This is a genomic window from Polaromonas jejuensis NBRC 106434, assembly GCF_001598235.1.
Classification (GTDB): domain Bacteria; phylum Pseudomonadota; class Gammaproteobacteria; order Burkholderiales; family Burkholderiaceae_C; genus Polaromonas; species Polaromonas jejuensis.
Window position 1 is genome coordinate 40763 of sequence record NZ_BCYO01000015.1, and the last position, 25424, is coordinate 66186.

General features: G+C 65.1%; 18 protein-coding genes. 5 read left to right on the forward strand and 13 right to left on the reverse strand.

Going from position 1 to position 25424, the window contains the following annotated elements; translation table 11 throughout:
* Positions 1–269 precede the first annotated feature (269 nt).
* Positions 270–1478 carry an alanine transaminase gene (gene alaC / locus PJE01S_RS16265; protein ID WP_068834693.1) on the forward strand — a complete coding sequence of 403 codons (1209 nt, stop codon included), beginning with the start codon at positions 270–272 and terminating at the stop codon, positions 1476–1478.
* Positions 1479–1742: 264 nt separating this feature from the next.
* On the opposite strand, the gene PJE01S_RS16270 is transcribed toward alaC, so the two are convergent.
* Positions 1743–2186, reverse strand: coding sequence for a hypothetical protein (locus PJE01S_RS16270; RefSeq protein ID WP_068834694.1), 444 nt, complete (start codon positions 2184–2186; stop codon positions 1743–1745).
* Between the two features lie 268 nt (positions 2187–2454).
* On the opposite strand from PJE01S_RS16270, the gene PJE01S_RS16275 reads away from it, so the two are divergent.
* Complete coding sequence (locus PJE01S_RS16275) at positions 2455–3618, forward strand: MFS transporter (protein ID WP_068834753.1); 1164 nt, start codon at positions 2455–2457, stop codon at positions 3616–3618.
* Between the two features lie 108 nt (positions 3619–3726).
* Here the strand turns inward: PJE01S_RS16275 and PJE01S_RS16280 are convergent, their stop codons facing one another.
* From PJE01S_RS16280 to PJE01S_RS16290, 3 genes are all read right to left on the reverse strand, one after another.
* The gene (locus tag PJE01S_RS16280) at positions 3727–4557 is read right to left on the reverse strand and encodes an urease accessory protein UreD (protein ID WP_068834695.1); all 831 of its coding nucleotides are present in this window, start codon (positions 4555–4557) and stop codon (positions 3727–3729) included.
* A 160-nt stretch (positions 4558–4717) separates the two neighbouring features.
* Entirely contained in the window at positions 4718–7324 is a 2607-nt protein-coding gene (cphA, locus tag PJE01S_RS16285; protein WP_068834696.1) for a cyanophycin synthetase, read from the reverse strand.
* A complete protein-coding gene (locus PJE01S_RS16290) occupies positions 7324–9543 on the reverse strand; it encodes a cyanophycin synthetase (protein ID WP_068834697.1) in 2220 nt (739 codons plus the stop codon). The genes cphA and PJE01S_RS16290 overlap by 1 nt, the downstream gene beginning before the upstream one ends.
* A 334-nt stretch (positions 9544–9877) precedes the next feature.
* Between PJE01S_RS16290 and PJE01S_RS16295 the strand changes: the two genes are divergently transcribed.
* Positions 9878–12253, forward strand: a complete 2376-nt coding sequence (locus PJE01S_RS16295; protein WP_068834698.1) for a cyanophycin metabolism-associated ABC transporter — start codon at positions 9878–9880, stop codon at positions 12251–12253.
* 14 nt (positions 12254–12267) lie between these two features.
* Positions 12268–12765: a cyanophycin metabolism-associated DUF1854 family protein gene (locus tag PJE01S_RS16300; RefSeq protein WP_068834754.1), complete on the forward strand. Its 498-nt coding sequence runs from the start codon at positions 12268–12270 to the stop codon at positions 12763–12765.
* 121 nt (positions 12766–12886) lie between these two features.
* Here PJE01S_RS16300 and PJE01S_RS16305 read toward each other — a convergent pair whose 3' ends face one another.
* From PJE01S_RS16305 to gcl, 6 genes are all read right to left on the reverse strand, one after another.
* Positions 12887–13654, reverse strand: a complete 768-nt coding sequence (locus PJE01S_RS16305; RefSeq protein WP_068834699.1) for an ABC transporter permease — start codon at positions 13652–13654, stop codon at positions 12887–12889.
* Positions 13651–14475, reverse strand: coding sequence for an ABC transporter ATP-binding protein (locus tag PJE01S_RS16310; RefSeq protein ID WP_068834700.1), 825 nt, complete (start codon positions 14473–14475; stop codon positions 13651–13653). Before PJE01S_RS16310 ends, PJE01S_RS16305 begins: the two co-directional genes overlap by 4 nt.
* A gap of 84 nt (positions 14476–14559) precedes the next feature.
* A complete protein-coding gene (locus PJE01S_RS16315) occupies positions 14560–15588 on the reverse strand; it encodes an ABC transporter substrate-binding protein (RefSeq protein WP_068834701.1) in 1029 nt (342 codons plus the stop codon).
* 151 nt (positions 15589–15739) lie between these two features.
* Positions 15740–16642: a 2-hydroxy-3-oxopropionate reductase gene (locus PJE01S_RS16320; RefSeq protein WP_068834702.1), complete on the reverse strand. Its 903-nt coding sequence runs from the start codon at positions 16640–16642 to the stop codon at positions 15740–15742.
* Positions 16643–16651: 9 nt separating this feature from the next.
* Complete coding sequence (gene hyi, locus PJE01S_RS16325) at positions 16652–17431, reverse strand: hydroxypyruvate isomerase (protein WP_068834703.1); 780 nt, start codon at positions 17429–17431, stop codon at positions 16652–16654.
* Between the two features lie 10 nt (positions 17432–17441).
* Positions 17442–19235, reverse strand: a complete 1794-nt coding sequence (gene gcl / locus PJE01S_RS16330; RefSeq protein ID WP_068834704.1) for a glyoxylate carboligase — start codon at positions 19233–19235, stop codon at positions 17442–17444.
* 111 nt (positions 19236–19346) lie between these two features.
* Between gcl and PJE01S_RS16335 the strand changes: the two genes are divergently transcribed.
* The gene (locus PJE01S_RS16335; protein ID WP_068834705.1) at positions 19347–20261 is read left to right on the forward strand and encodes a LysR family transcriptional regulator; all 915 of its coding nucleotides are present in this window, start codon (positions 19347–19349) and stop codon (positions 20259–20261) included.
* Positions 20262–20352: 91 nt separating this feature from the next.
* Here the strand turns inward: PJE01S_RS16335 and PJE01S_RS16340 are convergent, their stop codons facing one another.
* From PJE01S_RS16340 to PJE01S_RS16350, 3 genes are all read right to left on the reverse strand, one after another.
* Positions 20353–21051, reverse strand: a complete 699-nt coding sequence (locus tag PJE01S_RS16340; RefSeq protein WP_068834706.1) for a GntR family transcriptional regulator — start codon at positions 21049–21051, stop codon at positions 20353–20355.
* Between the two features lie 11 nt (positions 21052–21062).
* Positions 21063–22388 (reverse strand): C4-dicarboxylate transporter DctA, encoded by a 1326-nt coding sequence (locus tag PJE01S_RS16345; protein ID WP_068834707.1) that lies wholly within the window; start codon positions 22386–22388, stop codon positions 21063–21065.
* 551 nt (positions 22389–22939) lie between these two features.
* A complete protein-coding gene (locus PJE01S_RS16350) occupies positions 22940–25243 on the reverse strand; it encodes an NADP-dependent malic enzyme (RefSeq protein ID WP_068834708.1) in 2304 nt (767 codons plus the stop codon).
* Positions 25244–25424: the final 181 nt, after the last annotated feature.

A 25424-nucleotide genomic window follows, 5' to 3' on the forward strand; every position in this document is an offset into this window, starting at 1 on the left:
TGCTCCCGCTGCGCTGCGGTCATTCCAGGAACAAGTCATGACTGACCGCTCAGGGTAATACTACGCAGTCGCACCCTCCACAATGACCGCCAACATGACAAAGTTGCTGCAACGGCCAAGGTTGATTCATCGCGGTTTCTCATGTCGGTCCCGGTGAGTTCATTGCACATCAGATGCCCGGCATCGCCGTCGGTTACTATCGCTATGGGCCGGCCCCATTGCCGGCCACGTCGCTCGGACGGTTCCGGGCGCTTACGTGAAAGTTCATCATGACCGCTGCTTCAGGCAAGCGCCGCTTTGCGCGCATCGACCGCCTTCCTCCCTACGTCTTCAACATCACTGCCGAGCTCAAGCTTGCCGCGCGCCGGCGCGGCGAGGACATCATCGACATGAGCATGGGCAACCCCGACGGCGCGACGCCCGCGCACATCGTGGCCAAGCTCACCGAGGTCGCGCAGCGGCCCGACACCCACGGCTACTCGGCCAGCAAGGGCATCCCGCGCCTGCGCCGCGCCATCGCGCAGTGGTACCAGAGCCGCTACGGCGTCGAGATCGACCCCGACAGCGAGGCCATCGTCACCATCGGCTCCAAAGAGGGCCTGGCGCACCTGATGCTGGCCACGCTGGATCGCGGCGACACGGTGCTGGTGCCCAACCCGAGCTACCCGATCCACATCTACGGCGCGGTGATCGCGGGCGCCGACATCCGCTCGGTGCCGGTCGCCCCCGGCATTGATTTTTTCGCGGAGCTGGAGAAGGCCATCCGCGGCAGCTATCCCAAGCCCAAGATGATGGTGCTGGGCTTTCCGTCCAACCCCACGGCGCAGTGCGTGGAGCTCGACTTCTTCGAGCGCGTGGTCGCGCTGGCAAAGAAACACGACATCCTGGTGGTGCACGACCTGGCTTATGCCGACATCGTGTTCGACGGCTGGAAGGCGCCATCCATCATGCAGGTGCCGGGCGCCAAGGACGTGGCGGTGGAGTTCTTCACGCTGTCCAAGAGCTACAACATGGCGGGCTGGCGCATCGGCTTCATGGTGGGCAACCCCGACCTGGTGGCTGCGCTGGCGCGCATCAAGAGCTACCACGACTACGGCACTTTCACCCCGCTGCAGGTGGCGGCCATCGCCGCGCTGGAGGGCGACCAGCAGTGCGTGCAAGAAATTGCCGCGCAGTACCAGAGCCGGCGTGACGTGCTCTACAAGGGGCTGACCGAAGCGGGCTGGCCGGTGGACTGCCCCAAGGCTTCGATGTACATCTGGGCCCGCATCCCCGAGGCCTACCGCAAGCTCGGTTCGCTGGAGTTCGCCAAGCAGCTGCTGGAGAAGGCCAAGGTCTGCGTCTCGCCGGGCATCGGCTTTGGCGACCAGGGCGACGACTTCGTGCGCTTTGCCTTAATCGAGAACGAGGCCCGCATCCGCCAGGCCGTGCGCGGCATCAAGGCCATGTTCAAGGCCGATGGCGTGCTGAAAGGGTAGCGGCCTGCATCGCCCAGCTGCGCGGGCTCGGTGATCTGGCCCCTCTTGTGATGCAGGGCATTACAAGAGGGCCGGCAGGCTTTGCATGCCCGCTTGGGGGTGTGCGTTGCCGGCTGGCGCCAGAAAAGCCAATGGCATCGGGCTCAGGCGGATGTTTCCGCAAGCGCCATGAGAGGAGAAAAAAGAAGTGGGTCGCAAGCGGCCCACTTTGCTTCAGCTTCATCCGGTGAATTCATCAAACCCCGGCGAAGCGAGTTGCAACCGTTATTGCGTTGCCGGCGTCACCACCGTTTCCACTTCGCGAAGCACGCCACCGCTGGCAACACTGCCATCTATTTTGACCTGACCCTCAATACGGGCCCGGCAGGCTGCCTGGTCGTCGCTGGTCTTGAAGGCATCGCAGCGTTTGAGGGCATTGGCGGCGTATTGCTGCGAGTCTCCAGTGCCCAGCTTGCCGGCCCGCTTGGCGGCCTGGGCGCTTTTGACCTCTTTGATGCAGGTGGCCCGGTCCTGCTGGGTTTTGCCGCTGTTGCAGGCGGTCATTTCGCTTTTTGCGTTACCCGTGGCGTCAATGCCGGTGGTGCCTGAAGCGATTTGTGCCGTGGCGGACAGGGCCAGCAGGGCCGTCAGTCCGAAACCGGCGGCACTTTTACCCCAGCGGTTTAACCAGAGGCACCGTTGGGTATGGGAAGGGCTTGAAAAAACCATGACCTAACTCCTTGTGGGAATCTCGATGAATCAAGTCTGGCCCGCCGGGCCGGTTTGTCATGACAGGAAATGCACCGGGCAAGCCGTGCCCCGTGCCGATTCGCCTGTAGGACAAGGCTGGCAGAGGGCGGGACGCCTGGGCGCTGATGGCTTGCAGGCGCGCGGACCGGGACGGCCCGACATGCCATTTGATGAAATAATCAGGGTTAACCCTTAATTTTAAATGAGCACTTCGACCGAGCCCCAGACCCCAGCCTCTTCCGAAAAAATGCCGATTGCCCTGCTGGCGCTGGCGGCGGCCGCATTTGCCATCGGCACCAGCGAGTTTGTCGTGATGGGCTTGCTGCCCGAAGTCGCCACCGACCTGGGCGTCACCCTGGCCCAGGCCGGCCTGCTGGTGACCGGCTACGCGCTGGGGGTGGTGGTGGGGGCACCGGTGTTTGCCGTGGCCACGGCGCGGCTGCCGCGCAAGGCCACGCTGATCGGGCTGGCCACACTGTTTGTGCTCGGCAACCTGCTGTGCGCGCTGGCCCCGACCTACGCCCTGCTGATGGCCGCGCGGGTGGTCACGGCGCTGGCCCATGGCACCTTCTTTGGCATTGGCTCGGTGGTGGCGGCCGGTCTGGTCGCGCCCAACAAGCGCGCCCAGGCGATTGCGCTGATGTTCACCGGGCTCACGCTGGCCAATGTGCTGGGCGTGCCGCTGGGCCGCATCATTGGCGAGCATTACGGCTGGCGCATGAGTTTTGCGGCCATCGTGGTGATGGCGCTGGCGGCCGTGGCCTCGCTGGTCATGCTGCTGCCGCGTCAGATCGCTATGCAGCGCGGCAACATCCTGCGCGAATTCAGCGTGCTGGCCGATGGCCGCGTGCTGCTGGCGCTGGCCACCAGCGCGCTGGTGTCGGCCAGCCTGTTCGTGGTGTTCACCTACATAGCACCGCTGCTCACCCAGGTCAGCGGCTTTTCCAGTAACGCGGTCGCGCCCGTCCTGCTGGTGCTGGGCGTGGGCCTGACGATTGGCAGCACGGTGGGTGGCCGCCTGGGCGACCGCCGGCTGGTGCCGTCCACGCTGATGGTGCTGGGCCTCAACGCGCTGGTGCTGGCGCTGCTGCATTTTGTGCTGCCGGTGGGCGCCCTGACGGTGGCGGTGCTGCTGGTCTGGGCCGCGCTGTCGTTCGCGCTGGTGCCCCTGCTGCAGACGCTGATCGTGCGCCATGCCGCCAGCGCGCCGAATCTCGCTTCCACCCTGAATCAGGGCGCCTTCAACCTGGGCAATGCCAGCGGCGCCTGGATTGGCAGCGGCATGCTGGCGGCGGGCGCGCCCCTGGCCGACCTGCCCTGGGTCGGGGCGGTGATCACCCTGGGCGCGCTGGCGCTGGCGGCCTGGAGCAGCCGGCTGGGCGAGCGCAGAGGCATCGCGCAGCCCGCCTAGGCTTGCTTGCTACCTATTTGATAGCTGATTGCGCAGGATGGGCGGGCGCCAGGCCCTGTTTTTGTCTGAAAACATCGCGGCGTGCGCGGCGCTGCGACCCGTGGGCCGCTACGTGGCCCAGATGCGGGGTGGGTGGCTGCCCAGCGACCAGAGTTCGGTGCGCCAGGCCTGCCAGACATTCCTGAGCAACTGCATGGCCGGCTCGACGAGCGGCGCCAGCACGCGCAGCACAATCACTTCGGCGTTCGGGCTGGTGGCGCCCGCGGTGTCGCTCAGCGCGTGGCTGTCGGCCAGCCCACGCGCGATGTCCAGCAGGGCCTCGCGCCGCGCACGCGCCATCGCCGAGCCGGCGACAAAGAACAGCGAGGCCATGCAGCGATGGCCGGCCATGCCCAGCGGGCTGTCCAGCAGAAGCGGGTCGGCCGAGTCGATGCGGCCGCGTTCCAGCCAGCGGCCCGGCACCTCGATATGCTGCAGCAGGCTGCCGCGCTCAAAGGGCTGGCCGGCTGCGGGCAGCCCCAAGGCGGTGATGTCCCAGCCCAGCAGTTCGGCGCCGGGGGCCAGCGTCATGGTCAGGCGGTTTTCCGCCAGGCAGCCGCTGTAGCAGATCGCCTCCAGCGGCAGCCACTCCATGCGGGCACCGGCGTCCAGGCTGATTTGCGTGCGCTGCAGCGCGGGCTCGCCGCTGGAACGGTAAAAGCGCGTGGCGCCGGGGGTGGTGACCAGGCCGTGCGCCCCGGTGGCTACATGGAATTGCAGGTCCAGCGTGTCGCCGCCGACCAGCCCGCCGGGTGGATGCACGATGACGTTGTGGCAGATGGCCTCGCCCTCCGGGTAGAGGCTTTGCAAAATTCGCAGGGGGCCGCTGTGGCGAAAGTGGGCAATGGTCTTGTCGGCCTGCCGTGAATAGTCGAGTGCCAGCGTTGCGTTCCAGGTCATGGGCCAAGTTTAGCGTGGACCCGTGCCTGCCCAGGCGGCCTTCAGCTATTAATTGGATAGCTTCTGGCGCTTTGCAGATAAGGGCTGCAGCCACTTTCTGCATAAAATTTTATCGCCGCAACCTGCTGCAAGGCTGCGGCGATACGGAGAAGAGGCGCTGTCAGTGGACGACGGTTTTCTCTTTGGCTTCCTTCACGCGCATGCCCAGATGGTCCAGCGCCTCCTGCACCTGATCGACCAGAATGAGGCACAGGTCGCCGGGCTGCAGGCGAGCCAGCGCGGTGTCAATGGCCAGAAACTCGCCGCGTATTTCATCGATATGGCGGGTCCGGCTGGCCTTGACCGGGCCCTCCAGGCCCTGGCGCAGCAGCTTCATCACTTCGCCGTCGGCGCGGCCGCGCTGGGCCGCGTCCTGGTACAGGATGACGTCGTCAAAGGCGGCGCCCAGGATGACGGTCTGGTCGCGGATGTCGCTGTCGCGGCGGTCGCCTGCGCCGCTGATCACCACGCTGCGGCGCTGGCCGGGCGCCGCCGGCATGGCGTCCACGGCCGCCACCAGGGCGCGCATGGCGTCCGGGTTGTGGCCATAGTCGGCGATCACGGTGGCGCCGCTGTAATCCATCACGTTGAAGCGGCCGGGCGCATTGTGCGAGTCCGTCACGAAGCTGGCCAGCCCGCTTTTGATGGTGTCCCAGCTGACACCCGCCGCCCAGGCCGCAGCCACGGCGGCCATGACGTTCTCCACCTGAAAGCCTATGCTGCCGCCGCGCGTCACGGGAATGCTGTGCAAGGGGATGCGTTCCACCCAGGAGCCTTCGGCGGCCACCAGCATGGGGCCATCGACATACACCGTGCGTTTGCCCTGGGCGCGGTGGGTGGCCATGAGCGGGTGGTGCCGGTCGGCCGCGAAAAAGATCACCTTGCCGGGGCAGGTGGCGGCCATTTCCGCCACGATGGGGTCGGCGGCATTGAGCACGGCATGGCCGGTGGCCGATACGTTCTGCACAATCACCTGCTTGAGCACGGCCAGGTCTTCCACGGTGGTGATGTAGTTCAGCCCCAGGTGGTCGCCGCTGCCGATGTTGGTGACGACCGCCACCTCGCAGCGGTCAAAGCCCAGGCCTTCGCGCAGCACGCCGCCGCGCGCCACTTCAAACACGGCGGCATCGACATCGGGGTGCATCAGCACGTTGCGGGCGCTTTTGGGGCCGCTGCAGTCGCCGCTGTCGGTCTGCCGGCCATTGATGTAGACGCCGTCGGTGTTGGTCATGCCGGTGCGCAGGCCCTGGGCCGCCAGCAGATGGGCGATCAGGCGCGTGGTGGTGGTCTTGCCGTTGGTGCCGGTCACGGCCACCACGGGGACGCGGCCATTGTTATCGGCCGGGAACAGCTCGTCGATCATGGCCTTGCCCACGGCGCGGCCCTTGCCGTAGGAGGGCGACAGGTGCATGCGCAAGCCCGGTGCGGCATTGACTTCGACCACGCCGCCGTTTTGTGCTTCCAGCGGGCGCAGCATGCTTTCGCAGACCACGTCGACGCCGCAAATATGCAGGCCCACCATCTGGGCGGCGGCCACGGCGCGCGCGGCCACCGCCGGGTGCACGTCGTCGGTCACGTCGGTGGCGGTGCCGCCGGTGCTCAGGTTGGCGTTGTTGCGCAGGATGACGCGCTGACCCTTGGGCGGAATCGATTCGGGCGTGAGTCCCTGCACATCGAGGCGCGCCACGGCGATGTCGTCGAAACGGATTTTGGTCAGCGAGGTGGAATGCCCTTCGCCGCGCCGCGGGTCCTGGTTGACGATGTCCACCAGCTCGCGCACGGTGTGCAGGCCATCGCCCACCACCTGGGGCGGGTCGCGCCGGGCCGCCGCAATCAGCTTGCCGCCCACCACCAGCAGGCGGTAGTCGCTGCCCGGGAAGAACTTTTCAACCATGACTTCGCCGTATTCGGCGGCCGCCTGGTAGGCCATGTCGAGGTGCGCGCGGGTGCTGATGTTGACGGTGACGCCCTTGCCCTGGTTACCACCTTGCGGCTTGACGACGACGGGCAGGCCGATTTTCTGGGCCACGGCCCAGGCATCGTCCATGTCGGCGACCGGCCGGCCCAGGGGCACCGGCACGCCGGCGGCACGCAGCAGTTTCTTGGTCAGGTCCTTGTCCTGGGCAATGGCCTCGGCCACGGCGCCGGTGGCATCCAGCTCGGCGGCCTGGATGCGCCGCTGGCGCGAGCCCCAGCCGAACTGCACCATGCTGCCCTTGGTCAGCCGCCGGTAGGGAATGCCGCGCGCCACGGCCGCGTCCACAATCGCGCCGGTGCTGGGGCCCAGGCGTTCGTCTTCATCGAGCTCGCTCAATTGGGCGATGGCGGCTTCCAGGTCAAAAGTGGTGTCGCGCAGGGCGGCATGGATCAGGGCTTGCGCCAATTCGAAGGCCAGCCGGCCCACAGCCTCTTCGCTGTATTCCACCACCACCTGGTAAGTGCCGGCTTCCACGGTGGCGGCGGTATGGCTGAAGGTGACGGGACAGCCCGCGGCCGCCTGCAGTTCAAGCGCGGCGGCTTCCAGCACATGGGCCAGTGAAATCGGGCCGGCATGGCCGGTTTCCCGCAAGGTGCCCATGCCCGGAAACAGGGCGCGGGCACGTGCTTCAAAGCCGGGAAGGGTGTCAATGGAGCATTCCTGCGGTGTGCAGGAGACAATCGCTTCCAGTGCCGTGTGACGGCTCCAGAGGTTGGGGCCACGCAGGGCCCGGATGCGTGAAACTTCCATCAGTCTGCCCTCCCGGCAGGTTTGTCGGTGGATTCGAAGGCGTTCAGGCCTGCGCCTATCAGGTTGAGCGGGATGTCCAGCGCCCAGGCCGCCGCAATGGCGGCCAGCAGCATGTCTTCGGGGATGGCACGGCGTTTGCACCAGGCCGACAGCTTGCCCAGACCGGGCAGGAAGTTTTCCGTGCTGCCGTTGGCCAGAACCACCTGGTCCTGGCGGATGTACAGGGTCCGGCCGCCCTTGTTGCGGTGCGCCGCAATGACGGCAGCATCGGGGACCAGGCCGTAGAAAATCACCTCGCCGTCGCAGAGTTCTTCCATTTCGGCCAGGCGCGCATCGGCCGCATTGAGGACGGCAACGCCATCGGGCAGCACCACATCCACTTGCGAGCGCATGACCTTGAACATCTGCCCGTCTTCGGTGATGTCGAATTCGGCCAGGCCGGCGGCACCGCCGAGGTCGGTGACCACGCCGACCTGGCAGCGGTCATAGGCCAGGCCGCTGCGCAAAATGGTTTCGGCGCCGTTTTCAAACACGGCGGCCTGCACCGCGCGGTTCATCAGCAGGCGCTGGCCGGCTTCCCAGTGGGCGCAATCCGTGTCGTCGACGCAGCGCTGGTCCAGATACAGGCCATTGCGGCAAGCCAGGCCGGTGTAATAACCCGACAGGTGCAGCAGCCAGGCGACCAGGCGCGCGACATGATGCGTCTCACCGGAACCGGTAATCCCGACCAGCGGGATGCGGCCGCTATGGCCACCGGGCTGCTGGTGATCCGGAGTGTCGGGGAAGAGGTGGTCGCAAATCGCGCGGCCCACGGGGCGCGGCGAACCTTCGGCGGGCTTGAGGTGCATCAGCAGCCCCGGTCCGGCATTGACTTCCACAATCGCGCCGCCCTGTTCATGCAGCGGGCGCGAGATGTCCTGCGCCACCACGTCCACGCCGGCAATGTCCAGGCCCACCACGCGGGCCGCCAGGGAGACGATGTAATCGACCTCCGGATGGACCTCGTCGGTGCAGTCAATGGCCACATTGCCGTTGCGCTGGATCAGCACCTCGCGGCCCGCGGCCGGAATGGCGTCGGCGCTCAGGCCCTGGCGCTGCAGATCGAGTATGACCGCGCCGTCATTGGCCGCCTGGATCGGGCCCAGGGGAAAGTCTTCGCCGTGGCCGCGCCGCGGATCGGTATTGAGTTGCGCGTCCACCAGCTGGGCGACGGTGGAAACCCCGTCACCGGTAACGCTGGCGGTTTCGCCGCGTGCCGCCGCCACCACGCGGCCGCCCACCACCAGCAGGCGGTGCTCGTGGCCGCGCACAAAGCGCTCCACAATGACTTCGCTGCCATGCGGTTCGGCCACGCGGAAGGCCGCTTCCACTTCATCCCGGGTATTCAGGTCCAGCGACACGCCGCGGCCATGGTTGCCGTCCGAGGGCTTGACGACGACGGGCAGGCCTATGTCTTCGGCGGCCTCCCAGGCTTCCTGGGCGTTGCCGACGATCTGGCCTTCCGGCACCGGTACGCCGCAGGTGGCCAGCAGGCTTTTGGTCAGGTCCTTGTCGTGGGCAATGCCTTCCGCGATTGCGCTGGTGAGGTCGGTCTCGGCCGTCCAGATGCGGTGCTGGCGGGCCCCGTAGCCCAGCTGCACCAGATTGCCGTCGTTCAGGCGAATGTGGGGAATGCGCCGGTCGGTCGCGGCCGCCACAATGGCGGCCGTGCTGGGGCCAAGGTAGCAGTCATCGACCTTGGCGCGGATTTTTTCAACCGCCGCCTGCACATCGGCAGCGCCGTAGGGCTGCTTGTTGATGGCGGCGGTCAACAGGCGATGGCCTTCCGCCAGGGCGGTGCGCGCCACCTGTTCGTCGCGGGCCCGGAAGACCATGCGGTAGACGCCGCGCTGGGAGGTGCTGCGGGTCTGGCCGAAGCCGGTGGGCATGTCGGACAGGTTCAGCAGCTCGATCACCACATGCTCCAGCACATGGCCCAGCCAGGTGCCTTCGTGCAGCCGCTGCAGAAAACCGCCGCGCTCGCCCACACCGCAGTGGTGTTCGAGCAGCGCGGGCAGCAGGGCGACCAGGCGCTCATTGAAGCCGGGCAGCAGGTTGCTGGGGAAGTCTTCGAGACCCCCCAGGTCAAGCCAGACCTCCAGGACGGGCCGGTAAGTCCAGATGTTGGGGCCGCGCAGGTAATTGATGCGCAGCAGCTTGATGTCGTCCTGTTTGCTCATGTTGTGCAAGATTTTCGGGTCAACCGGCCGGGCCGGTGCAACGTTTTGATTCCGGGCCGGCGAATACCGGCAGCGGGTCTTGATGGGATTCCGTCTGCCTGCTGGCTGGATTTGTTTTTACAGAATGTGGCAGATTGTCGGGGCTTCTTTCTGGCTTTTGGCGCGTTTTTGATGGGCAGAGGCTCAATCAGCTGGCCAGGAAACCGGAACGCATTGGCTTCGGCGAAAATCACTGTTCCGGGCCCGTTTCCCGCGCCATGCCAAGGCCTCCAAAGCTGGACCTGCGACCCGCAGGAAGGCCGCCCCAAGTACCGGACAAAGAATTTAAAACACAATGCAACATAAACACCCGGTGGACGATTCCAGCCATACCGACCCCGTATTGACAGGGCTCCGCTCACAACTCGCAGCCGATGAAAACGTTTTGTGCACCCTGGCGGTTGACCTGAATGAGCAACTTCGTTTTACCGAGGGTCTGCTGGCCCTGACGGATCGCCGCCTGTTGACCCTGGGCACTGAAGGGGAATGGACCAGCTGGCCCCTCCTGGACGCCAGCGGCGCCCCGATGGCCGGGCTGGAACTGCGCCACTTCGACCATGCGGGTGTGGGCACGCTGGAGCTGCATGCGCTGCAAAACGGCATGCCCCGGCGGCTGGCCAGCTGGCGCTTTACCCTGGCGGCGAATGTGCAGGCGCTGCGCCTGGTGCGGCTGTTTGCGCGCCAGCGGGCCCAGGGTCGGGCGGGGGCCGCGGTGCCTGAGGACGGCCTGGCCGATGACATCGCCCTGTGCCCGACATGCGATTTGCCGCTGCCGCCGGACAGCGAGGAATGCCCGGCCTGCGCCCGCGAGCTGCACACGCCGCCCTCGACCTGGGTGCTGCTGCGGCTGTGGCGTTTTGCCCAGCCCTACCGCTATCAGCTGTTGTCCGGTTTTTTGCTGACGCTGGCCTCCACGGCGGCGACGCTGGTGCCGCCCTACCTGACCATTCCGCTGATGGACGACGTGCTGATTCCCTTCCAGAATGGCCAGGAGATTCAGGCCTGGAAAGTCGGGGCGATCCTGGGTGGGCTGCTCGGGGCTGCGGTGCTGGGCTGGGCTTTGAACTGGGCCCGCACTTACATTCTGGCCCTGGTGTCCGAACGCATAGGCGCCGACCTGCGCACCGCCACCTTTGACCATTTGCTGGAACTGTCGCTGGACTATTTCGGCGGCAAGCGCACCGGTGACCTGATGTCGCGGATTGGCTCCGAGACCGACCGGATCTGCGTGTTCCTGTCGCTGCATGCGCTGGACTTCGCCACCGATGTGCTGATGATAGGCATGACCGCCGTCATCCTGTTTTCCATCAACCCCTGGCTGGCGCTGGTGACCCTGCTGCCCTTGCCCTTTATCGGCTGGATGATCCATGTGGTGCGTGACAAGCTGCGCACCGGCTTTGAAAAAATCGACCGCGTCTGGTCCGAGGTCACCAATGTGCTGGCCGACACCATTCCCGGCATCCGCGTGGTCAAGGCCTTTGCCCAGGAAAAGCGCGAAGCCCAGCGCTTTCGCGTGGTCAACCAGCACAACCTGGCGGTCAACGACAAGCTCAACAAGACCTGGTCGCTGTTCACGCCGACGGTGTCGCTGCTCACGGAAATCGGCCTGCTGGTGGTCTGGGCCTTCGGCATCTGGCTGATGTCGCGCCAGCAGATCACGGTGGGCGTGCTGACGGCCTTTATTGCCTACATAGGCCGCTTTTACGGCCGGCTCGATTCCATGAGCCGCATCGTCTCGGTGACGCAGAAGGCCGCGGCCGGCGCGAAGCGGATTTTCGACATTCTGGACCATGTGTCCAACGTGCCCGAGCCGTCCCAGCCGGTGAAGATAGGCGCGCTTGCCGGCCGCATCGACATGAAGGGACTGGGCTTTCGCTATGGCAACCGCTCCGTCATTCGCGGCCTGGACCTGCAGATCCGGCCCGGCGAAATGATTGGCCTGGTCGGCCACAGCGGCTCGGGCAAGAGCACGCTGGTCAACCTGCTGTGCCGTTTTTACGATGTCAGCGACGGCGCCATTCAGGTGGACGGCACCGACATCCGGCGCTTTGGCGTGGCCGACTACCGGCGCCACATCGGCCTGGTGCTGCAGGAGCCCTTTCTGTTTTTCGGCACGATTGCGGAAAACATCGCCTACGGCAAGCCCGGTGCCACGCGCGGCGAGATTGTGGACGCCGCACGCGCCGCCCATGCTCACGAGTTCATCCTGCGCCTGCCGCAGGGCTACGATTCGCTGGTGGGCGAGCGCGGCCAGGGCCTGTCGGGCGGGGAGCGCCAGCGCATCTCGATTGCGCGCGCCTTGCTGATAGACCCGCGCATCCTGATCCTGGACGAGGCCACCTCGTCGGTGGACACCGAAACCGAAAAGGAAATCCAGCGCGCCCTCGACAACCTGGTGCAGGGCCGCACCACCATTGCCATTGCCCACCGCCTGTCGACACTGCGCAAAGCCGACCGGCTGGTGGTGATGGACCGCGGGCAGGTGGTGGAGGTCGGGCCGCATGACGAGCTCATGGCCAAGCAGGGCGCCTACTGGCGGCTGTATGAGGCGCAAGCGCGGCAAACCGACATCGACGCTGAGGCGGGCGCAGACGAGGCACGTGTCGCATTGGCCATGTCGCAGCTGGCGCATGCCGCCCAGCATGCGCCGCAACAGGCCGGCAACCCATGAGCGAAGGACTGCATATGATGAATCCCGATTTCAATGCCGCCACGGCTGCTCCGGCTTTTCGGCTGGAGCGCCAGCCCTCGGGCCGGCTGCTTTTCATTGGCGCGGATGGCCAGCCGCATGCCGGCGTGGTGCCGGTGCGGGCCTTTCCGATTGCCGCGCCCGATGAGGGCATTTCACTGGTCAGCACCGAAGGCCATGAACTGGCCTGGATAGAGCAGTTGCAGGCCTTGCCGCCCGCCATGCGCGCGCTGCTTCAGGAGGAGCTGGCCCTGCGTGACTTTGCGCCCGAGATCAAGCAGCTCAAAAGCGTTTCAAGCTTTGGCACGCCCAGCGTCTGGACGGTGGCCACGGACCGGGGCGACACCTCTTTTGTGCTGAAGGGCGAAGAAGACATACGCCGCCTCGCAGGCCGCGCGCTGCTGATCGCGGGCAGCCAGGGTGTGCAGTACCGCGTGCCCGACATGGGCGCGCTGGACCGGGCCTCGCGCCGGCTGCTGGAGCGCTTTCTCTGATCCCTGGCCCCTGGCGCAGGCTCGTGGCGCGGGAAAGTGCTATCAAATGAGTAGCTGCCAGCGCAGGCAGGACAGGGGCTGGAGGCCTGTTTCTTATAAGGATTCGGCTTTTTGGCGTCTGTTATCCGCCCTGCGAGCCGCGGTGCGCCCAGCCGGTGGTGTGCTTTTCCACATGGCTGAATAGCTCATACATGGCCATCGCCATGGCGCCTATCACCACCAGCCCGGCAAAGGCCAGCGCCAGCCGCTGCTGGGAGCCGGCGCTTTGCATGAGGTAGCCAATGCCGGAGTCGCCGGCGGTCATCTCGGCCAGCACCGTTCCCACAAAGGCCAACGTGATGGCGACCTTGAGCGAGGCAAAAAAGTAGGGCAGGGCGCGCGGCAGGCCCACCTTGACCAGCACGTCCATGCGCCTGGCGCCCAGCACGCGCAGCACGTCTTCGAGTTCGGGCTCCAGCGTGGCCAGGCCCGTGGCCATGTTGACGGTGATGGGGAAAAACGAGATCAAAAAGGCCGTGAGTATGCCCGGCCCCACGCCAATGCCAAACCAGACGATGAGAATCGGCACGATGGCGGCCTTGGGCACGGCGTTGAAGGCCACCAGCAGCGGGTAGACGGCCGCATAGGCCAGGCGCGACGAGCCCACCAGCAAGCCCAGCATGACGCCGACCACGATGGACAGGCCAAAGCCCAGCATCGTGACCCAGAAGGTTTTCCAGGCGGCCTCGGCAATCGGGCCGGCAAATTCGGCCATGGCCTGGGCGATGGCCAGCGGCGCCGGAAAAATGAACTCGGCAATCGAGAAAACGCTGCACACCCCCTGCCACAGCGCCACCACCAGCGCCAGCAGCGCGAAAGGCGCCCAGCGCTCCATCTGCTTGTTGCTCATGCGTGTGCTCCACTGCGCACGGCGCCGATGTGGCCGCGCAATTCATGCACGATGTCGCTGAATTCGCGCGTGTAGGTCACTTCCAGGTCGCGCGGGCGCGGCAGCTCAATGTCGCGTTTCACCACAAAGCGGCCCGGGCTTTTGCGCATCACGTAAACGGTATCGGCCAGAAACACCGACTCGCGCAAATCGTGCGTGACCAGGATCACGTTGAACGGCTGCTCGGTCCAGAGGTCGCGCAGAATGCACCAGAGCTCTTCGCGCGTGAAGGCGTCCAGCGCGCCGAAGGGTTCATCGAGCAGCAGCATCCTGGGCTCGTGGATCAGCGCGCGGCAGATGCTCACGCGCTGCTGCATGCCGCCCGAGAGCTGCCAGGGAAACTTGTCTTCGTAACCGGCCAGGCCGACTTTTTTCAGCAGTTGGCGCGCCCGTTCCTCGTACTGCTTGCGCTCTGCCTTGAAGTTGCCGCGGTAGGGCTCCACGATTTCCAGCGGCAGCAGCACGTTGCCCAGCGTGGTGCGCCAGGGCAGCAGTGAGGGCGCCTGAAACGCCATGCCCGAGATCTTCAGCGGCCCGGTGACGGCCTGGCCGCCGATCAGGATACGGCCTTGCGAGGGCATCTTCAGCCCGGTGGCCAGCTTCATGAAGGTGGACTTGCCGCAACCCGAGGGGCCGACGATGGCGATGAATTCGCCCTGCCGCACCTGCAGGTCGATGGCCTCCACCGCAAAGTTGTTCTGTGCGAGCAACTCGTCGTTGTAGGCCAGCCAGACATCGCGAAAGTCGACAAAGGGCGTGTCAGCGAGGACTTGGGTTGTCATGAAGCGCGTCAAATTGGCAACTGGCCCAGTGTTTACGGGTGCAGCTTGCTATGAAAAGAGTAGTAATCCGGCGGCGATGCTGGCTTATTTCTTCGGCAGCACATTCAGCTCGGCGACCGTGGGCAGGAAAGAGCCGTTCCACACCAGATCCGGGTTGACGCGGGTCTTGGTGCCAAAGGCGTCGGAGACTTGCGACGCCATCAGCGTCAGGCGCGGCGTTTTCACCTGGCCAAAGCCCTCGGCGCGCGCGTCGGGGCTGTTGATGACGGTGTCGATCGCCAGCCGCAGGCGGCGCACTTCGAGCGGCACGTTGATGATGCCGTCCCTGGCCTTCACATGTGAAATGGCGGCGGCGGGGTCGGCCACCACGTCTTTCACGCCCATGGCAAAGGCCTGCAAAAAAGCCTTGATGGCGGCCGGATTTTCGCGGATGAGTTTGGGCGAGGCGATCACCACATTGCCGTAATGCTTCACGCCAAAGTCGGCATAGGGCAGCACCACCACGTCCTCGGCCTTCACGCCACGCGCTTCCAGGTTGAGCAGGGAGGTGAAGGTGAAGCCGGTGATGGCATCGACATCGCCCCGGGCCAGCATGGTTTCGCGCAGCGGCGGGTCCATGGCCGTCCACTGGAAGCCGGTGATGTGGTTGGCCTTGGCAAACACCGGGAAGGCGCGGCGGCCCGCGTCAAATACCGGCGCGCCCATCTTTTTGCCGCTGAGGTCGGCCGGCGTTTTGATGCCCGACTTTTTCAGCGCCATCACCGAGGCCGGGGTGTTGTTGTAGACCATCATCACGGCCACCGGCTTGTTGGGCGCGTCGGGGTTGTTGGCGTGAAACTCCATCACCGAGGCCAGGTCGGCAAAACCCATGTCATAGCTGCCCGAGGCCACGCGCGTGACGGCGCCGCCCGAGCCGTTGCCGGCATCCACCGTCACGTCCAGCTGCCTGGCCTTGAAATAGCCCTTGGCCAGGGGCGTCAGAAACAGCGCGGCCGGTCCTTCAAAGCGCCAGTCGAGCTGGAATTTGATCGGCGTGGTTTGTGCCTGCACGGCACTGAAGGCGGTGGCCAGTGACAGGGCCGCTGCCATGCGAAGAAAGACGCGTTTTTTCATGGATGCTCCAGCGCAAGAACTACAACGAACAATTACCAAGCAAAAACGGTGCCGTGGCCGGAGCCAGGCACCGCAATGCAGCGTATTTTCGGTGAAGTTCAGCCCGGAAAGCGTTCGCGGGCCTCGGGAATTACCCCCGAAGCCGGGCCACTCAGGCGCCGGGCGCAACCGGGTGCTGCGCCATGTTTTCCAAGGCGAGCACCAGGGCCGAGTGGTCGGCCTGGCCGTGGCCCAGGGCCGCGCAGGACTGCATGAGCTGCGCCGCGTTCGCGGTTTGCGGCAGCGCCACGCCCAGGGCGCGCGCACTTTGCAGGGCGAGGTTCAGGTCCTTCTGGTGCAGGGCGATGCGAAAGCCCGGCGCAAACGTGCGCTTGATCATGCGCTCGCCATGCACTTCGAGGATGCGCGACGCGGCAAAGCCGCCCATCAGCGCCTCGCGCACCTTGGCCGGGTCGGCGCCGGCCTTGGAGGCGAACACCAGGGCTTCGCCAACGGCAGCGATGTTGAGCGCCACGATGATCTGGTTGGCCACCTTGCAGACCTGGCCGTCGCCGGCGCCGCCCACCAGGGTCACGTTCTTGCCCATCAGCTCGAACAGCGGCTTGATGCGATCGAACGCGGGCTGCTCGCCGCCGACCATGATGGTCAGGCTGGCTGCCTTGGCGCCGACTTCGCCGCCCGAGACCGGGGCGTCGAGGTAGTCGCAGCCCAGGGCCTTGATTTTTTGCGCGAAGGTTTTGGTGGCAAGGGGGTCGATGGAGCTGCAGTCCACCACGGTTTTGCCGGCGCTGAGCCCTGAGGCCACACCGTCCGCGCCAAACAGCACGAGTTCCACATCGGGTGTGTCGGGCAGCATCAGGAAAATGATGTCGGCACGCTGGGCCACGCCCTGCGCCGTGGTGCAGATCGTGGCGCCGCTTTGTGCCAGTTCCTCGGGCACTTTGCCGCGGGTGTTGACAAACAGCATGTGCCCGGCCTTGAGCAGGTGGCCGGCCATGGGCGAGCCCATGATGCCCAGGCCGATGAAGCCGAGTTTGAGTCCTGATTTGGTCATTGTTTTTCCTTATGCAGTCAGAGCAGTGCGCCAGCCGAGTCCTTCGGTGGTGGTGGTTTTGGGTTTGTATTCGCAGCCGATAGCGCCGGTGTAGCCGATGGCGTCGATGTGCTTGAACAACCAGGCGTAGTTGATCTCGCCGGTGCCGGGCTCGTTGCGGCCGGGATTGTCGGCCAGCTGGATATGGCCGATGCGGGCCAGGTGGTTCTTGATCGTGTTGCCGAGCTCGCCTTCCATGCGTTGGGCGTGGTAGATGTCGTACTGCACGAACAGGTTGCTCGAGCCGACTTCGTCGATGAGGGCCAGCGCCTGGTCGGTGCGCGTGAGGAAGAAGCCCGGAATGTCAAAGTGGTTGATCGGTTCTATCAGCAGGCGGATGCCGGCTTCCTTGAGCGCCGCCGCCGCGAACTGCAGATTGCCGACCAGGGTGGCATGGGCATGCTCGCGCTGCACGCCTTCGGGCAGCTTGCCCGCGAGGCAGTTGACCTGTTTGCAGCCCAGCGCCGTGGCGTAGCTGATGGCGCGGGCCACGCCTTCGCGGAACTCGGCGACCCGGTCCGGGTGGCAGGCAATGCCGCGCTCGCCGGCCTCCCAGTTGCCGGCCGGCAGGTTGTGCAGCACCTGGGTCAGCTGGTTGTGTTTGAGCGCGGCAACCAGCTCCTCCTTGGGGTAGGCATAGGGAAACAGGTATTCCACGGCATCGAAGCCGGCGGCGCGGGCTGCGGCGAAGCGCTCCATGAAGGGTACTTCGGTGAACAGCATGGTGAGGTTGGCGGCGAATTTTGGCATGGGATGTCCTTTAATCAAGCAGGGAGCAGGCGATCGCCGTCGGCGCATCGGCCTTCGTCACGGCGAGTTCCTCGAACTCATTGATGTTGTTGATCTCGGTGCCCATGGCGATATTGGTCACGCGCTCCAGGATCACCTCGATGACGACGGGAACCTGGAACTCCTCCATCCAGGCCTCGGCCTGCTTGATGGCGGGCGCCAGTTCTTCCTGCTTGAGCACGCGCAAGGCCTTGCAGCCCAGGCCTTCAACCACCTTGAGGTGATCGACGCCGTAGCCCTTCACGGCCACCTCTTCCTCGGGCGTGTTGATGTTGTCAAAGCCCAGCTGCACGCAGTAGTCCATCTCGAAGCCGCGCTGCGCCTGGCGGATCAGGCCGAGGTAGGAGTTGTTGACCACGATGTGGATGTAGGGCAGCTTGAACTGCGCGCCCACGGCCAGTTCCTCGATCATGAACTGGAAGTCGTAGTCGCCCGACAGCGCGACGATCTTGCGCGTGGGGTCGGCCGCGCGCACGCCCAAAGCGGCGGGAATGGTCCAGCCCAGCGGGCCGGCCTGGCCGCAGTTGATCCAGTGGCGCGGCTTGTAGACATGCAGGAACTGCGCGGCCGCGATTTGCGACAGGCCGATGGTTGACACATAGCAGGTGTCCTCGCTGAACGCATTGTTCATGCACTGGTAGACGCGCTGCGGCTTCATCGGCACCTGGTCAAAGTTTGTTTTGCGCAGCAGGGTGCGCTTGCGCTCCTGGCATTGCGCCACCCATTCGCTGCGGTCCTTGAGCCGGCCCGCGGCCTTCATTTCGCCGGCCACTTGCACAAACAGTTCCAGCGCCAGTTTGGCGTCGGAGACGATGCCATAGTCGGGCGCAAAGACGCGGCCGATCTGCGTGGGCTCGATGTCCACATGCACGAATTTGCGGCCCTTGGTGTAGACCTCGACCGAGCCGGTGTGGCGGTTGGCCCAGCGGTTGCCTATGCCGAGCACGAAGTCGGATTCGAGCATGGTGGCGTTGCCGTAGCGGTGGCTGGTCTGCAGGCCGCACATGCCGGCCATCAAGGGGTGGTTGTCGGGAATCGTGCCCCAGCCCATCAGTGTCGGGATCACGGGGATGCCGGTGATCTCGGCCAGTTGCACCAGCAGCTCCGAGGCGTCGGCATTGATGATGCCGCCGCCGGCCACGATGAGCGGCTTGTCGGACTCGCCCAGCATGGTCAGCGCTTTTTCGATCTGCGCGCGGGTGGCGGCGGGCTTGTAGGCCGGCAGCGGCGAGTAGGTGTCGGGGTCGAACTCGATCTCGGCCATCTGCACGTCGAAGGGCAGGTCGATCAGCACCGGGCCGGGGCGGCCCGAGCGCATCAGGTGAAAGGCCTGCTGGAAGGCGCGCGGCACCTGGGCCGGCTCGCGCACGGTGACCGACCATTTGGTGACCGGCTTGGAAATCGATTCGATGTCCACCGCCTGGAAGTCTTCCTTGTAGAGGCGGGCGCGCGGCGCCTGGCCGGTGATGCAGAGGATGGGAATCGAGTCGGCCTGGGCCGAGTACAGGCCGGTGATCATGTCGGTGCCGGCCGGGCCCGAGGTGCCTATGCAGACGCCGATGTTGCCGGGGCAGGCGCGGGTGTAGCCCTCGGCCATGTGCGAGGCGCCCTCGACGTGGCGCGCCAGGATATGGCTGATCGTGCCCTGCTTGCGCAGCGCCGCGTACAGTGGATTGATCGCCGCGCCGGGAATGCCGAACGCCTGCGTCACGCCTTCTTTTTCCATCACCCAGACGGCTGCCTGGATGGCAGTCATTTTTGCCATGTCTTGATCTCCTTTGGTTGAGTGAACTTTAGGGATCAAGCGACGCCGGCAGAAGACGGCTGGAGACCATAAAACCTATTCCTGCAAGGAATAACTGACTATGATGACGGCATGGACAGACTACAGGCCATGCATATTTTTGTGCGCGTGGTGGAGACCGGCAGCTTCTCGAAAGCGGCCAAAGAATTCGCCACCACCCAGCCCACCGTGACCAAACAGGTGGCCGCCACCGAGGCGCGCCTGAAGGTGCGCCTGTTGAATCGCAACACGCGAGGCGTCAGCCTGACCGAATCAGGGGCGCTGTACTACGAGAAATGCAAGATCATCGTGCGCGAGACCGAGGAGGCCGACAACATCGTGAAGTTGCGCCAGTCGCAGGCGCAGGGCCTGCTGCGCATCGGCACCTCGGTGGCCTTTGGCCGGCGCGTCATCGTGCCGCTGGCGCTGGACTTCATGGCCAAGCACCCGCAGGTGCAGGTGGACCTGAGCTTTGAAGACCGTTACACCGACCTGGTGGCGCAGGGCATCGATGTGGCGGTGCGCATGGGCAAGCTGGCCGACTCGACGCTGGGCGCGCGCTTTCTCGGCATGAACCCCTGGGTGCTGGCCGCTTCGCCCAAATACCTCAAGACACACGGCACGCCGAAACGCCCGGCCGAGCTGAGCAGCCACAACGCGCTGATCTACAGCAGCGTGCAGGGCGACGATGTCTGGCGGCTGTTGACGCCCAAGGGCGAGCCGGTGACGGTGCCGGTGACGGGCCGGCTGCGCTCCAACAACCTGTCGGCCGTGCTGGCGGCGGCGCGCGGCGGCCTGGGCATTGCGGCGCTGCCGCGCTACGTGGCCGAGGACTCGCTGGTCTCGGGCCACATCGTCGAGATGCTCAAGGACTACGCGCTGCCCGAGCAGGAAATCCATGCCGTGTTCCCCTCGCCCAAGCTGGTGCCGGGCAAGGTCCAGGCCTTTGTCGCTTATCTGCAGGGCTGGTTTGGCGAGCATTGGTGGGAGCGCTTGCCGAAAGCCTGAAGCGGTCCAGTCGAAAATATTTATTGAAGGAATCGGCCTCCGGCCGGCGTGGGTATTGCGAATAAAGCTATTAAATCGATAGCAATTCGCGTCAGCCAACCCGCCGCAAGGACGGCCGCGCCAGCGGCGACAGTGCCGCGCGCAGCCGCTCGCTGCTGAGCAGGGTGTCGGACGCCGACGAGCCCAGCGCCGCTTCGACGCTGCCGATGTGCGCCAGCATGCGCTCGCGTGCCAGTTCCAGCTGGCCTTCTTCGAGTGCAGCCACGATGGCCGCATGTTCGGCGCAGGACTGGCCGGCGTCGTGCTTGGACTGGTACAGCGAAGCGGCGAGGGTGGTGCGCGCGGTCAGGTCGCGCAGTACATCGCACAGCAGCCGCTGCCCCAGGCATTCGGCCAGGCAGACGTGGAAGTCGGCCAGCAGGAAGGCGCGGGTGGCGGCGTCCGCCCCTTCGATCGCCTGCTCTTCCTGGGCAATGTGCTGGCGCAGCTTGCGCACCACCGACTGCAGCGGCCGGCCGGCTTCGCGCAGGATGCCGGCCTCGATGATGCGGCGGGCCGAGAACGCATCGCGCGCCTCCTCGACCGAGGGCTCCACCACATACCAGCCCTTGCGGGTGCGCACCTCGACGAAGCCGCGCGCCTGCAGCTGCATCAGCGCTTCGCGCACCAGGGTTCGGCTCACGCCGAACAGCTCGGCCAGTTCCTGCTCGCCCAGGCGTTCACCGGGTGCGAGTTTTTGCGCGAGGATGGACTCGACGACCTGTTGGGCGATCTGGGTTTGGTTGGTCATGGCGTGGAATCTTAGCGGGCTGGCACGGTGACCTGCACGGGGGCAGGCTCGTCGTCTTCGATGTCGAACACCGCGTGCGGCTCGCCATTGAGCACGGCATGCGCCCGTTCGCGGTCGATGTCGCCCTCCCAGGCCGCAACCACCACGGTCGCGACGCAGTTCCCGGTCAGGTTGCCCAGGGCGCGGGCAATACCCATGAACCAGTCCACCGACAGCACCATCACCAGGCCGATCGCGGGAATCTCGGGAATCGCCTGCAGCGTGGCCGCCAGCACCACAATGGCCGAGCCCGGCACGCCGTGCGCGCCCTTGGAGGTGACCAGTGCAACCGCCAGGATGGTCAGCAAGTGGCTCATCGAGATATGCGTGTTGGTCGCCTGCGCGATGAACACGGCCGCCAGCGTGATGTAGATCGAGAACGCGTCGAGGTTGAACGAGTAGCCGGTGGGGATCACCAGGCCGACCGTCGAGTCGCGGATGCCCATGCGTTTGAGCTTGGCCATGACCTGCGGCAGCACGCTGTCCGACGAGGTGGTGGCCAGCACGATCATCAGTTCCTCGCGCAGGTACTTGAGCAGCTTGAAAATGCTGAAACCCGTCATGCGCAGGATTGCGCCGAGAATCACGAATACGAAAATGACCACAGCACCGTAGAACAGCACGACCAGCATGCCCAGCTGTTTGAGTGAGCCGATGCCGTATTTGCCGACCGTGAAGGAGATGGCCCCGAGCACGCCCAGCGGTGCCAGCTTGATGATGATGCCCATAATCTTGAACAGGACATGGCTGAGGGTATCGATGAAATTGGCCACCGGAGCGCCGCGCTCGCCGAGCAGGGACAGCGCACAGCCAAACAGGACGGCAAACAACAACACCTGTAGCACGTCACCTTTTGCAAAGGCATCGCCCACCGTGGAGGGAATCAGCCGCATCAAAAATTCGACCGTTCCGCCGCTGGTGAGTTTGCTCGCGCTCGTGGTGTAGGCGCTCATGGTGCTGGCGTCGAGCGTATTGGGGTCGACATTCATGCCCACGCCGGGCTGGAACACAAAGGCCAGCAACAGGCCCAGCGCCAGGGCGATGGTGGTCACGACCTCAAAGTAGATCAGCGCCTTGACGCCGACCCGGCCGACGCGCTTGAGGTCGCCGGCACCGGCGATGCCGTGCACCACGACGCAAAAGACCAGCACCGGGATGATCATCTTGATCAGTTTGATGAACGCATCACCTAGCGGTTGGAGCTTGATGGCCGTGTCAGGCCAGACAAAACCGATGATCACGCCGACTATCAGGGCCAGCAGCACCTGGCCGAACAGGGAACGAAAGAACTTGGGCATCGCAGTCTCCGAAGGGGTTTCTGAACAGCAAGGCTGCTTGCTCGCAAGCCTTGCATACAAGCAATGTAGGCAATGGGCCGCGAACTGTCTCTAGGGTAATCCCGCCTTATTGCTGACCTCAGGTCACAACTGTTTGAATGGGAGAGCCGTAATCAGGCAGGGCCTGTTCGCCCTAAGAACCTGTTTACGCTCTATGTGGGGTCGCGCAAGTGGATTACCGGGATGGGATGCAAGGCGCAAAACCCAAGGCAAGGCTGATGCCTTGCCTGGTTTTGCAACGCCGCAGACCGCCCGAGAATCCACTTGCCCTGCGGGTTGGGACGAAATCGGGCGATTTGCTCACCCAATTGCTTGCATGGGCACAAGCCCATGCGGCGCAATCTGGGCAAGCAACTCATCCCGATTGCGTCCCAACGCGACCCCACATAGATCGTAAACAGGTTCTAAAACTAAAACGCACTCCCGTTTTAGCGTGAACAGGCCCTGAACCGGCGTCAACCGCTGCGCGCCCGCGCTGCCAGGCAGGGGCGCGCAGGGCGCAGGTCTTTCCTTCAGCGCGCGGCTGCCGCGCTGGCCACGGCCAGTGCCGTCATGTTGACCACGCGCCGCACGGTGGCCGAGGTGGTCAGGATGTGGGCCGAGGCGGCCGTGCCGAGCAGAATGGGGCCGACGGTGACACCCTGGCCGCCCGTCATCTTGAGCACATTGAAGAGGATGTTGGCGGAGTCCAGATTCGGGCAAATCAGGATGTTGGCCTCCCCGCTCAAATTGCTTTCCATCAGGGAAGCCCGCCGCACCTCTTCCGACAGTGCCGCATCGCCATGCAGCTCGCCATCGGACTCCACGTCGGGCGCCATTTTGGCGAACAGCGCGTGGGCCAGCCGCATCTTGCGCGCCGACGCACGGTTGGACGAACCGTAGTTGGAATGCGACAAAAAGGCCACCTTGGGCGGGATGCCGAAGCGCCGCACCTCATCGACGGCCATTAGCGCAATGCTGGCCAGCTGCTCGGCACTCGGGTCCTCGTTGACAAAGGTGTCGGCGATGAACAGGGTGCGTTTGTCCAGCATCAGCGCATTCAGCGCCGCGAACCCGAAAGCATCATTTTTGAGCCCGATGATGTCGCGCACATGCTCGAGATGCCCGTCGTAGCGGCCCACCATGCCGCACAGCATGGCATCGGCGTCGCCCAGTTTGATCATCAGCGCGGCGATGGTGGTGGTGGAGCGGCGCACCGCCGCCTTGGCGGCGTCGGGCGTCACGCCCTGGCGACCCATGAGCCGGTGGTAGGTTTCCCAGTACTGGCGAAAGCGCCGGTCGTCCTCGGGATTCACGCATTCCACATCGTGGCCCAGCCGCAGCCGCAAGCCGGCCTTGGCGATGCGGGCTTCGATCACGGCGGGACGACCAATCAGGATAGGGCGGGCCAGGCCTTCGTCGAGCACCAGTTGCACCGCGCGCAGCACCCGCTCGTCTTCTCCTTCGGCGTAGGCCACGCGTTTTTGCAACTCCGGCACCGCGCGCGCCGCATTGAAAACCGGTTGCATGAGCATGCCGGTCGAGTACACAAAACGCGACAGTTCCTGCCGGTAAGCGGCCATGTCCGTGATGGGCCGGGTTGCCACGCCGGAGTCCTGCGCGGCCTGCGCCACCGCCGGTGCGATCCTGAGAATCAGGCGCGAGTCAAAAGGCTTGGGAATGATGTAGTCGGGGCCGAACACCAGCTCCTGCCCCACATAGGCACGGGCGACTTCCTCGCTGATGTCCGCCTTGGTCAGGTCGGCGATCTGCCGCACGCAGGCGAGCTTCATTTCCTCGGTGATCTTGGTGGCGCCGCAATCCAGCGCGCCGCGAAAGATGTAGGGGAAGCACAGCACGTTGTTGACCTGGTTCGGGTAGTCCGAGCGGCCCGTGGCAATGATGCAGTCCGGCCGCACCGCCTTGGCCAGCTCGGGCCGGATTTCCGGTTCGGGGTTGGCCAGCGCCAGGATGATAGGGCTGGCGGCCATGGTCTTGACCATGTCCTGCGTCAGCACGCCGGGCGCCGAGCACCCCAGGAACACGTCCGCGCCGTTGACCGCGTCGGCCAGCGTGCGCAGCGCCGTTTCCTGGGCGTAGCGTTTCTTGGACTCGTCAAAGCCGCCAGGGCGGCCGTGGTAGATCACGCCTTTGGAATCGCAGACATAGACGTTTTCGCGGCGCACCCCCAGGCCCACCATCACGTCCAGGCAGGCCAGTGCGGCCGCTCCCGCCCCCGAGACCGCGATCTTGACGTCTTCAATCCGCTTGTTTACCAGCTCCAGGCCGTTGAGCATGGCGGCCGACGAGATGATGGCGGTGCCGTGCTGGTCGTCATGGAACACCGGGATGTTCATGCGCTCGCGCAGCTTGGTCTCGATGTAGAAGCACTCCGGCGCCTTGATGTCCTCAAGGTTGATGCCGCCCAGCGTGGGCTCCATGGCGGCGATGATGTCAATCAGCTTGTCGGGGTCGCGCTCGGCCAGTTCGATGTCAAACACGTCGATGCCGGCGAACTTCTTGAACAGGCAGCCCTTGCCTTCCATCACCGGTTTGCTGGCCAGCGGGCCGATGTCGCCCAGGCCCAGGACGGCCGTGCCGTTGGTGATCACCCCCACGAGGTTGCCGCGCGAGGTGTACTCGGCCGCGAGCGAGGGGTCCGCCTCGATGTCAAGACAGGGGTAGGCCACGCCCGGTGAATAGGCCAGGGACAGGTCGCGCTGGTTCGACAGCGGTTTGGTCGGCGTGACCGATATCTTGCCGCGCACCGGACTGCGGTGGTATTCACGGGCGGCGTCGCGCAGGGCGGCTTCGGCGGGGGACAGGGGGGCGGTCATGAGTGTCTCCAATATAGGTTGTGTTGACAGAAAAAGAGGCTACTGCAAAGTCGGGCCTCTTTGCCATGCAAGGGGCTGCGCAGATCAAATTTTTTTGCTGGCAGCCCCTGCGGGCAATCCATGGCGAACGGTTCCAGGGCTATCCCGCCCCATTACGGGTCTCAGGGCGAACCGCGGCGCG

Excerpts from the sequence above, each read along its gene's own strand:
- PJE01S_RS16290 (WP_068834697.1), bottom strand. The coding sequence starts at position 9,543 with ATGAGCAAACAGGACGACATCAAGCTGCTGCGCATCAATTACCTGCGC.
- PJE01S_RS16345 (WP_068834707.1), bottom strand. The coding sequence starts at position 22,388 with ATGCCCAAGTTCTTTCGTTCCCTGTTCGGCCAGGTGCTGCTGGCCCTG.
- PJE01S_RS16340 (WP_068834706.1), bottom strand. The coding sequence starts at position 21,051 with ATGACCAACCAAACCCAGATCGCCCAACAGGTCGTCGAGTCCATCCTC.
- PJE01S_RS16320 (WP_068834702.1), bottom strand. The coding sequence starts at position 16,642 with ATGACCAAATCAGGACTCAAACTCGGCTTCATCGGCCTGGGCATCATG.
- hyi (WP_068834703.1), bottom strand. The coding sequence starts at position 17,431 with ATGCCAAAATTCGCCGCCAACCTCACCATGCTGTTCACCGAAGTACCC.
- gcl (WP_068834704.1), bottom strand. The coding sequence starts at position 19,235 with ATGGCAAAAATGACTGCCATCCAGGCAGCCGTCTGGGTGATGGAAAAA.
- PJE01S_RS16315 (WP_068834701.1), bottom strand. The coding sequence starts at position 15,588 with ATGAAAAAACGCGTCTTTCTTCGCATGGCAGCGGCCCTGTCACTGGCC.
- PJE01S_RS16295 (WP_068834698.1), top strand. The coding sequence starts at position 9,878 with ATGCAACATAAACACCCGGTGGACGATTCCAGCCATACCGACCCCGTA.
- PJE01S_RS16305 (WP_068834699.1), bottom strand. The coding sequence starts at position 13,654 with ATGAGCAACAAGCAGATGGAGCGCTGGGCGCCTTTCGCGCTGCTGGCG.
- PJE01S_RS16335 (WP_068834705.1), top strand. The coding sequence starts at position 19,347 with ATGGACAGACTACAGGCCATGCATATTTTTGTGCGCGTGGTGGAGACC.
- alaC (WP_068834693.1), top strand. The coding sequence starts at position 270 with ATGACCGCTGCTTCAGGCAAGCGCCGCTTTGCGCGCATCGACCGCCTT.
- PJE01S_RS16300 (WP_068834754.1), top strand. The coding sequence starts at position 12,268 with ATGATGAATCCCGATTTCAATGCCGCCACGGCTGCTCCGGCTTTTCGG.
- PJE01S_RS16275 (WP_068834753.1), top strand. The coding sequence starts at position 2,455 with ATGCCGATTGCCCTGCTGGCGCTGGCGGCGGCCGCATTTGCCATCGGC.
- PJE01S_RS16350 (WP_068834708.1), bottom strand. The coding sequence starts at position 25,243 with ATGACCGCCCCCCTGTCCCCCGCCGAAGCCGCCCTGCGCGACGCCGCC.
- PJE01S_RS16310 (WP_068834700.1), bottom strand. The coding sequence starts at position 14,475 with ATGACAACCCAAGTCCTCGCTGACACGCCCTTTGTCGACTTTCGCGAT.
- cphA (WP_068834696.1), bottom strand. The coding sequence starts at position 7,324 with ATGGAAGTTTCACGCATCCGGGCCCTGCGTGGCCCCAACCTCTGGAGC.
- PJE01S_RS16270 (WP_068834694.1), bottom strand. The coding sequence starts at position 2,186 with ATGGTTTTTTCAAGCCCTTCCCATACCCAACGGTGCCTCTGGTTAAAC.
- PJE01S_RS16280 (WP_068834695.1), bottom strand. The coding sequence starts at position 4,557 with ATGACCTGGAACGCAACGCTGGCACTCGACTATTCACGGCAGGCCGAC.